The 9,165-nt window shown below is 75.4% G+C and carries 8 protein-coding genes; 3 read left to right on the top strand and 5 right to left on the bottom strand.

Going from position 1 to position 9,165, the window contains the following annotated elements:
* From CBZ_RS17195 to CBZ_RS17175, 5 genes are all read right to left on the bottom strand, one after another.
* A partial coding sequence (locus tag CBZ_RS17195; protein WP_130782705.1) for a hypothetical protein occupies nucleotides 1-1,643 on the bottom strand: 1,643 nt, incomplete at its 3' end.
* A complete protein-coding gene (locus CBZ_RS17190; protein ID WP_130782704.1) occupies nucleotides 1,640-3,544 on the bottom strand; it encodes an HSP90 family protein in 1,905 nt (634 codons plus the stop codon). The genes CBZ_RS17190 and CBZ_RS17195, both read right to left, overlap by 4 nt.
* A gap of 1 nt (nucleotide 3,545) precedes the next feature.
* On the bottom strand, nucleotides 3,546-4,043 hold the full coding sequence (locus CBZ_RS17185) for a type III secretion system chaperone family protein (protein ID WP_130782703.1): 498 nt from the start codon (nucleotides 4,041-4,043) through the stop codon (nucleotides 3,546-3,548).
* A gap of 202 nt (nucleotides 4,044-4,245) precedes the next feature.
* Nucleotides 4,246-5,049: an SDR family NAD(P)-dependent oxidoreductase gene (locus CBZ_RS17180; protein ID WP_130782702.1), complete on the bottom strand. Its 804-nt coding sequence runs from the start codon at nucleotides 5,047-5,049 to the stop codon at nucleotides 4,246-4,248.
* 53 nt (nucleotides 5,050-5,102) lie between these two features.
* Nucleotides 5,103-6,743: an FAD-binding protein gene (locus tag CBZ_RS17175; protein ID WP_130782701.1), complete on the bottom strand. Its 1,641-nt coding sequence runs from the start codon at nucleotides 6,741-6,743 to the stop codon at nucleotides 5,103-5,105.
* A gap of 55 nt (nucleotides 6,744-6,798) precedes the next feature.
* Here CBZ_RS17175 and CBZ_RS17170 point away from each other — a divergent pair, with 55 nt between their 5' ends.
* The 3 genes from CBZ_RS17170 to CBZ_RS17160 all read left to right on the top strand — a co-directional run bounded on the left by CBZ_RS17170 (nucleotide 6,799) and on the right by CBZ_RS17160 (nucleotide 9,048).
* Nucleotides 6,799-7,365: a TetR/AcrR family transcriptional regulator gene (locus CBZ_RS17170; protein WP_130782700.1), complete on the top strand. Its 567-nt coding sequence runs from the start codon at nucleotides 6,799-6,801 to the stop codon at nucleotides 7,363-7,365.
* Between the two features lie 163 nt (nucleotides 7,366-7,528).
* Nucleotides 7,529-8,173: a carboxymuconolactone decarboxylase family protein gene (locus CBZ_RS17165; protein ID WP_130782699.1), complete on the top strand. Its 645-nt coding sequence runs from the start codon at nucleotides 7,529-7,531 to the stop codon at nucleotides 8,171-8,173.
* Nucleotides 8,170-9,048, top strand: a complete 879-nt coding sequence (locus tag CBZ_RS17160) for an RNA polymerase sigma-70 factor (protein WP_130782698.1) — start codon at nucleotides 8,170-8,172, stop codon at nucleotides 9,046-9,048. The genes CBZ_RS17165 and CBZ_RS17160 overlap by 4 nt, the downstream gene beginning before the upstream one ends.
* Nucleotides 9,049-9,165 lie beyond the last annotated feature (117 nt).

Below are 9,165 nucleotides of genomic sequence, written 5' to 3'. Positions count from 1 at the left end.
GTCGCGTCGTCCGCGAGCGCGGCGGCGAGCGCGTCGGCGACGTCGAGGAACGCGGGTGCCCGGCCGCTGCGGGCCGCCGACGGCGCCCACGCGACGACGACCGGCACCACGTCGCCCGGCTCGCTGCCCCCGGCCCGCAACCGTGCGACGGCCCGGGCGTAGAGGCCGTCCGCGGCGTCGTCGTCGTCGAGCACCTGCGCGCAGCGCGCGGCCTCGGCGTAGGCGTAGCCGGCGTCGACCAGCAGGCCGGCGTCCTGAGCGGTCGCCGCGGCGCGGGCGTAGGCGAGTGCGGCGTCCTCGGTGCGGCCCTCCGCGAGCGCCGTCTCGGCGAGCGCGAGGTCGTCGCGGTCCGCCCCTCCCCCGTCGGCGTCACCGCCGGGCACCCCGCCGCCGGCCGCACCGGCACGGGTCGTGACGTCGGCTGCCTCCGCACCCGTGAGCCCGCCACCGTCCGCGACACCACCCCCGGCTCCGGCACCGGCCGTCGAGCCGGCCCCGCCCGGCCCACCCCGCCGGTCGGCCGGCGGACGGGTCGCGTCCAGCAGCCCCAGGTCGAGGTCCAGGGGCGACGCCGCGGGGCGGGCCGCCCGTGCCTCGGCGAGCTGGTCGGCGTGCCGCGTCGAGGCGTTGCGGGCGTCGAACGCGGCCGTGAGCGGCTCGGCCTCGGCGACGGCCCACGCGTGCAGCTCGGCGAGGGTCGACACCGGCACGTCGCCCGCCCGCACGGGGTGCTCGGCGTGCTCGGGCAGCAGGGCCGCGGTGCCGTCGACGACGTCCACGAGGAAGTCCAGGCGCGCACCGGGGGTCCCGGCGGCAAGCAGCAGGCGGGCGTCCTCCTCGACGGCCCGGACGAGCCGCGCGACCTGGCCGCCGCGGCCCAGCAGCACGATCCGGCGGCCGCGGGCACCCGTCATCTCCCCCTTGGCGTCCGCGAGGGCCGCGACGGCCCGGCGGTGCGCGCGGGCGGCGTCCTGCGGGCGGCCCTGGTCGAGGTGCGCGAGGGCCAGGTGGGACAGCATGTCGGCGGGCTCGGACGCGCAGGTCTCCCCCGTCGCGAGGGTCTGCTCGATGAGCCGCACGGCTTCGTCGACGCGTCCGCTCGTGCGCAGGTACGCGGCGCGGTCGCCCGGGTCGCACACGACGCACTGCGAGAAGTCGTCGCGGGGCGTCGCGACCCACTCCTGGTACAGCCGCTCGGCGTCGTCAGCCCCGCGCTCGACGGCCCACGTGAACCGGGCGTGCGCGACGGCGTCGCGGCCGTTGCCGGCCAGGGCGTAGCGGCGCTCCATGTCGGCGAGGGTCGCCTCGACCTGCGCGACGGGCACGGTCGGGTACTCGGTGAGGTCGCCGACCATCCACTTGAAGTACCAGAACAGCGCGTGCCGGTCGACGTCGTCGAACAGCTCGGGACGCTCGTCCCACCAGCGCACGAGCAGCGTGAACGGCAGGAACGACTTCTCGACCTCGCCCGCCCAGAACATCGAGTCGACCAGCACCGACAGCGCGTACGCACGTGCCGTGTCGGGCCCCTCGGCCTCGACGAGCCGCACCTGCCGCTCGGCGGCCTGCGTGCGGGCCAGCCCGTACGGCATCTGGCCGATGCGCCCGAGCTCGCGGTTGACCTCGTCGAGCGGTCGGCTCACGGGGCGTCCTCCTGGTCGTCGGTGGTGGCGCTGCCCTCAGGGTCGCGGGCGGCGTCGGGGCCGGCCGTCCCGAGGCCGGCCTCGAGCAGCACGGTCATCGCGTCGGTCATGGTCGTGGCGTCCCGACCGCGCAGCGGCTCGCCCGCGAGCAGCACGGCGGTGACGTACAGCGAGCGCAGCCCGGCGGCGAAGACGTCGGGCCGGTGGGCACCGGCGAGGAGCCGCCGGACGGTCGTGCTGGCGTCGTTGAGGACGAGGCGCCGGGCCGGTGCGGGCTCGGTCGCGAAGCCCGCGAGGACACCGCCCCACAGGTCGTCGGCGGCGTCGACCGCGGCCGCGACGCCGCGCCGGTGCTCGTCGTCGCGGTCGTCGAGCAGCACCGCGGGCAGGTCCTCGGGCGCGAACCGCCGCACGACGACCTCGACGTCCAGGTCCCGCACGGCGGCCGTCGCGGCCCGCAGGGTGTCGAGCAGCGCGAGCTCACGCCCGGGTGCCACGTGGTCGAGCACCTGCGCGACGTCCCGGGCGCGCAGCGGCCGCACGTCCCAGCCGGCGCGCGCGCTGAGGCGGCCGAGCAGGTCGGCGTCGTACACGTAGCCGGCGTTGACGACGAGCAGCCCCTGCGCGCGGGCGATGGGGGCGACGCGCCGGTACTCCTCGATGCTCGTCGTGTGCACGACCGCCCCCTCGACGGCGACCTCGGCGAGCGTGCGCGGCCCGTCGCTCGTCTCGAACGGCAGGACCTGCGCGGCGAGGTCGAGCATCTCGTCGTCGACGAGCGCGAGGGACCGGACCGCGAGGTGGTGGGTCGCGACGAGCTCGCGGGCGACGCGGGACGTCGTGCGCAGCGTCCGGACGGTCCAGTCGCGGACCTGCCCGGCGAGCGCGTCGCGCGTGACGAGCAGCGCCTCGTCGTCGTACAGCGCCTCGCGGGACGCGGTCGGCACGAGCCCGTCGGCGTCGACGACGCACCGCACGTAGAACGCCCAGTCGGGCAGCAGACCGTCGACGCGCTCGCCGACGAGCATCCGCTTGAGGTAGACGCGGTGGCGTCCGCCGCCGGGCGGGACGGCCGCGGGCAGCACGAACGCGACGCCGCTCGCGCCGGTCAGCGGGACGTCGAGGTCGATGCAGGCGAGCGGCGTGAAGCCGAGGGTCCGCTCGCAGTAGTGCACGAGCGCCCGCTCGCGCGCCGCGTCGTCGAGGTAGGTCGCGCGCCACGGCAGGTCGGGCTCGGTGACCCGGCGCCAGGCGACGTCACCGGCGGCGTCGAGCGGCACCTCGACGGCGACGTCGAGCGGCAGCAGCGACCCGAACTCGGTCGCGAGGGCGGCGACCGTCTCCGGGGCCAGCCAGTGGTCCATGTCCCGGCGCGGCCGCAGCCGCACGGTGCTGCCGACGGGTGCGTCGGGCGTGCGGTCGAGGACCGTCAGGTCGTACGTGCCGTCGGAGTGCCCGACCCACCGGACGCCGGGGGCGTCGGGGTGCGCGGCCGAGTACGACTCGAGCTCGATCCGGTCCGACACGGTGAACGCGGACAGCAGGCCGATGCCGAACTGCCCGAGGAACTCGGTGCGCCCCCCGCCGAGCTCGAGGTCGCGCTTCGAGGAGCGCCCGACCGTCGCGAGCAGCTCGCGCGCCTCGTCGGGGGTGAGCCCGACGCCGGTGTCGGTGACCTCCAGCCCGCCCCCGTCGGTGCCGCGGAACCGCACGCGCGCGGGCGCGTCGACGTCGAGGGCACGCCGTGCCGTGACCGCGTCGGTGGCGTTCTGCAGCAGCTCGCGCACGTAGACGCGCGGCCCGGAGTACAGGTGGCGGGACAGCAGGTCGACGACGCCGCGCAGGTCCACCTGGAACGACTGCGCGGCGTCGCCGCCCGTGCCGAGTGCGGGGTCGGTCACGTCAGTCCCGCTCGAGCTCCGCCTTCGCGGCGGCGGCCTGCTCGGGGTACGCCTCGTCGAGGTGCTCGAAGAACGCGAGCGCCGTCGAGAACGTGGACGCGACGTGCAGGTCGAGCTGCTCGTCGGTGAGGCCGTGCTCGTAGTCCACGGAGTGCTCCGCGTAGACGCCCAGGACGTCGTCCTCGACCCGCACGTAGAGCTTGGGCCACAGGCGGTCCGCGTTCCACGCGTTCGTGTGGCGCAGCATCGCGTCGAGGTCGGTCGCGGCGACCTGACGGTTCCAGCGCCCGCGGATCTGCAGGTACTCCTGGTTCTGGCCGAGGCGGAAGAAGTAGAAGAGGTGGCCGTCCCAGTAGCCGCCGATGTCGCCGTCGTCGTCGACGCCGTACCGCATGTCGTGCGCGTCCAGGTAGCCGGTGATGCGCTCGGCGGACAGCGGGGCGAGGTCGCCGGCGGCGAAGCCGGAAGGGCCGGTCGTCGGCTTGGTGAAGAATCCCATGGGTCCTCGTCAGTCGGTCGGGCAGGTGGCCGGTCGAGGCTAACCGAGTCCGATGTGCGCCGTCTGGGGGGATTGCCGGTGGACCTCACCCGGTCGGGTGAGTTCGCGGCCCGCGACCCCCGTCGCACCGCCGGAGTCACGCGGCGTCGGCGCGGCCGATTTCACCCGGGCGTCGGGGCTGGACGGCCGGGCGCACCCGGTGTCAGGAGAGCAGCGACGCCATCTTGTCCGCGATCAGCACGGTGGCCCGGCGCGGCGCGAGGCGGGACAGCCGGTCGAGCATCCGGGCGTCGCGGCCGATCGTCACCCGGTACGGACCGGTCCGGACGGCCCTGACGATCTGCGCGGCGGCGTCGGCGGGCGTCGTGAGCTTCCCGGCCTGCGCGGCGGACCGCTCCTGCGCGCCCGGGATCGTCGCACCGGAGTTCTGCGCGATCTGCGTCCCGACGCCGCCGGGGAACACGACGGTCACGGCGACGGGCGTGCCGCGCAGCTCGGCGTACAGGCCCTCGGTGAAGAGCTTCACGGCGGCCTTGCTCGCGCCGTAGGCGGCCTGCCCGGGCACGGGGGTGAGCGCGCCCATGCTCGACACGTTCACCAGGCACGCCGCGGGGCGCTCCAGCAGGTGCGGCAGGAACGCCGTGCTCACGTGCACGACGCCCCAGAAGTTCACGGCCATGACCTTCTCGATCTCCCCGTCGGGCAGGTCGACGACGCGCGCGAACCGCTGGATGATCCCGGCGACGTTGACGACGCCGTCGACCTGCCCGTGCGCGGCGACGACCGCGGCGGGCAGGGCGGCGACGGCCGTCGGGTCGCTGACGTCGGCGGTGTGGGTGCTGAGCCGGTCGCCCGCGGCGGCGAGCCGCGCGGTCTCGGCGAGCCCGTCGGGACGCAGGTCGACGGCGGCGACGCGGGCGCCCTGCGCGAGCAGCGCGAGGACGACCTCGCGGCCGATCCCGTTGCCGCCGCCGGTGACGACGAGGACGTGGTCGCGGATCTCCATGGTGGTGTCCTTCCTGACGGGCCTGGTGCGAGGTCCGGGTGGGCGCGTCCGGGCTACCGGTCGCGCGCCATGCGCCGGGCGGCACGCAGGCCGAAGACGGCCGCGGGGCCGATGGTCGAGCCGGGGCCCGGGTAGGTGCGGCCCATGACGGACGCGGACGCGTTGCCCGCGGCGTACAGGCCGTCGATCACGGTGCCGTCCTCGCGCAGCGCGCGACCGTCCTCGTCGGTGACGACCCCGCCCTTGGTGCCGAGGTCGCCGAGCACGACGCGGAACGCGGTGAACGGGCCGCGCTCGAGCGGCGCGAGGTTGGGGTTGGGACGCACGGTCGGGTCGCCGTAGTAGCGGTCGTAGGCGGAGCCGCCGCGGGCGAAGTCGCCGTCGACGCCGGCCCGCGCGAAGCCGTTGAACCGCTCGATCGTGGCGCGGAAGCGGGCGGGGTCGACGTCCATGCCGTCGGCGAGCTCGGCGAGCGTGCCGGCCTTGACCATGATCCCGGCCTTGGCCATCGCCTTGTTGACGCGGGGGTCCATCGCGAAGGTCCGCAGGTAGCGGCGGGCGTTGCGGGCGTCGGCGACGAGCCAGTACGGGCCGACGCCGCCGTCGCGCTCGAGCATGTGGTGCCCGAGGTCGACGTAGGACTCGGACTCGTTGGCGAACCGCTCGCCGCGGGAGTCGACCATGAGCGTGTAGGGCATGGACCGCTCGCCGACGATGAACGCGGGCGACCCGCCCTCGACGGGGGCGACCGACGCACCCCACCAGGCGTCGTCCATGAGCTCGAGCGCGGCGCCGTGCTGCTCGGCGACTGCGATGGGCACGCCGAGGTTGCCGGGGTTGCCGGACGGGTGGCCGTCGACGCCCTGGTGGCGGCGGCGCCACTCGACGTTCGACTCGAAGCCGCCGGAGGCGATCATGACGCCGAGGCGGGCGCCGACGGTCAGGGCGGTCCCGTCGCGGCGGAGCCGGACGCCGGTGACGCGCCCGTCCTCGACGACGAGGTCCTCCAGCGGCGAGTCCAGCCACAGCGGCACGTGGTGCTGGACGAGCACGGCCTGCCCGAACGCGGTGGCGAGCGCGTTGCCGATGCCGACGAGCCGCTTGCCGGTGACGGCGCCGCCGAGGGCCCGGAAGACGAACTGCGCGCCGCGCACGAACCCGCCGGGCGTGGACCAGGCGCGGCCGAGGAGCCAGACGTCGTCGGTCTTGGCGGGCAGCGGGATCGCGCCGCGCAGCGTCGTCCACCAGTCACCGAGGACCTTGGAGTCGAGCGGCTCGATCTCGACCGCGCGGCCGATCTTCCCGCCGGGCAGCTCGGGGTAGTAGTCGGGGTAGTCGGTCGCGCGGGCGAAGACCATGCCGAACTTCTCGGCGGTCGTGACGAAGTCGTCGACGCCGTCGACGAACGCCTCCTTGCGCGCCCGGCTGGTGGCGCGGCCGGTGTCGCCGACGGTGGCCTCGAGGTAGGTGAGCGCCTCGTCGCGGGAGTCGGCGACGCCGTCGCGGGCCATGAGGGGGTTGTCGGGGAGCCAGAGCCCGCCGCCGGACATCGCGGTGGAGCCGCCCCACTTGTCGGTGCTCTCGACCATGAGGACGGACAGCCCCTCGTCGAGCGCGCCGAGGGCGGTGGCGAACCCGGCGCCGCCGGTCCCGACGACGACGACGTCGTACGTGTGGTCGAAGGTCTGCGACATGGGGTGCGTCTCCTCCCTAACCGGACAACACTGTCCGGATGGCTAGGCTGTCAGCATGCCTCCAGGTCAGGGACGCGTCAACCGAGGCCCCGCCGCGGCCGCCGACAACCGCCGCGCGATCCTCACCGCGGCACGACGCCTCTTCGCCGAGCGCGGGTTCCACGTGCCGCTCAGCGTCGTCGCCAAGGAGGCCCGCATCGGGCAGGGCGTCATGTACCGCCACTTCCCCACCCGGTTCGACCTGGCCTTCGCCGTCTTCGAGGACCACTTCGAGGACCTCGAGACCGCCGCGTCCGCGACCGGCCCCGACGCCTTCCACCGGCTCTGGGCGATGCTCGTCGAGTTCACCGTCGACGACGCCGCGTTCGTCGAGATGGTCGTCGACGCCCGCCGCAACGCCCCCGACTACGACGGCGACCGCCGCCTGCGCGCCCTCGTCGACCGCGCGCTCGCCACCTCGCACGCCGCCGCGACCGTCGACCCCGCGCTCACGTCGGACACCGTGCTGCTCGCCTGGCGCATGTGCTTCGGCGTCGTCGTCACCGCACCCGAGCCCGACGCCGACGTCGTGCACGCCCGCGTCCGGGAGGCCCGCGCGCTCCTGCCGGCCGACTTCCGCTGACCTGCCCCGGACCGCGCCGCGGGCCGGGGCGCGAGCCGGGCCGCTAGCCGGGCCCTCGGACTGCCGCGGCGCCGGTGTCACACCCGCGGCCCGGCCGGTGTCTCCATGCCGACCCGCCACCGACCGCCCACCCGGGGCGGCCGCCGGCGGCCCAGGAGGAGACATGACCAGCACCACCCGCGTGGCACCCGCCGAGATCACCGGCGTCTACGGCGCCGTCCTCAAGCGCGTCAGCCGGAAGATGCTCGGCGACGTGCCCGACTCCCTCGGCATCCTGTGGCACCACCGCCCCGTCCTGCGCTTCAGCCTCGGGCTCGGGATGCGGTCGTCCCGGTGGAAGGCGTGCGACGAGGACCTCAAGTCGTACGCGCACATGGCCGTCGCCTCGCTCGTCGGCTGCTCGTTCTGCCTGGACCTCGGCTACTTCGAGGCGCACAACAAGGGGCTCGACCTCACCAAGGCGAGCGCGATCCCCCGCTGGCGCGAGTCCGACGTGTTCACGCCGCTGGAGCGCGACGTCCTCGAGTACGCGGAGGCGATGTCGCAGACCCCGCCGACCGTCACCGACGACCTGTCCGCGCGCCTGCTCGACGCGCTCGGTGCCCCCGCGCTGATCGAGCTCACCGCGTGGGTCGCGCTCGCCAACCAGTACGCGCGGTCCAACGTCGCGCTCGGGATCGAGGCCGCCGGGCTCGCGGCGTCGTGCGGCCTCACGCCGCTGACGCCCCGCTCGCAGCCGGGTCGTCCGCAGCCCGCCACCGCGCAGCCCGCCGGCACGCAGCCCGGCCGCGTAGCGTCGCCCGCATGACCGACGACCCGTTCGTCGCCCACCGCAGCCTGCTGTTCACCGTCGCCTACGAGATGCTCGGCTCCGCCGCCGACGCGGAGGACGTCGTCCAGGAGACGTGGCTGCGGTGGGACGGCGTCGACGTCGACGCCCGGGCGGAGGTCCGCGACCCGCGCGCGTACCTGGTCCGGATCGTCACGCGGCTCGCCCTCAACCGGCTGCGCACGCTCGCGCGGCGGCGTGAGGACTACGTCGGCGAGTGGCTGCCCGAACCGCTGCTGACCAGCCCCGACGTGGCCGACGACGTCGCGCTGGCCGACAGCGTGTCGATCGCGATGCTCACGGTCCTCGAGACGCTCGGCCCCACCGAGCGCGCCGTGTTCGTGCTGCGCGAGGTGTTCGACGTCCCGTTCGACGAGATCGCGCACGCCGTCGGGAAGTCGCCCGCCGCCGTCCGGCAGGTCGCGCACCGCGCGCGCGAGCACGTCGCCGCGCGACGGCCGCGGCAGCAGGTGAGCCGCGCCGAGCAGGACGCCGTCGTCGCCCGGTTCCTCGACGCGGTGCGCGGCGGCGACGTCACGGCGCTGCTCGACGTCCTCGCGCCCGACGTCGTGGTGGTCGCCGACGGCGGCGGGGTCGTCCTCGCGTCGCCGCGGCCCGTGCGCGGTGCGGCGCGTGTCGCGCAGTTCCTGTCGCTGCTCGCGGCCGGTCCGGGCGAGGTCGAGCTCACGACGCTGCCGCTCAACGGCGGCGCGGGCGTGCGGATCCACCTGGACGGCGAGCAGGACACCTTCGCGACGTTCGTCGTGGAGGACGGCCGGATCACGCGGATCCACGCGGTGCGCAACCCGCACAAGCTCGGGCGGGTCGACGCCGAGACGCTGCTGACGCGGTGACGCGGGCCGTGCCGCCTGCCAGGGCGGCCGTGCGACGTCAGCTGCAGTAGTCGCAGACGCCCGTCGCCGGGAGGGTCATCGAGCACGTCGGGCAGATCGCCTCGACCCGCTCGGGGG

The sequence above is a fragment of the Cellulomonas biazotea genome, from assembly GCF_004306155.1.
Classification (GTDB): Bacteria; Actinomycetota; Actinomycetes; order Actinomycetales; family Cellulomonadaceae; genus Cellulomonas; species Cellulomonas biazotea.
Note: the sequence above shows the minus strand (reverse complement) of the source record. Positions and strands in the feature narration are given on the sequence as shown.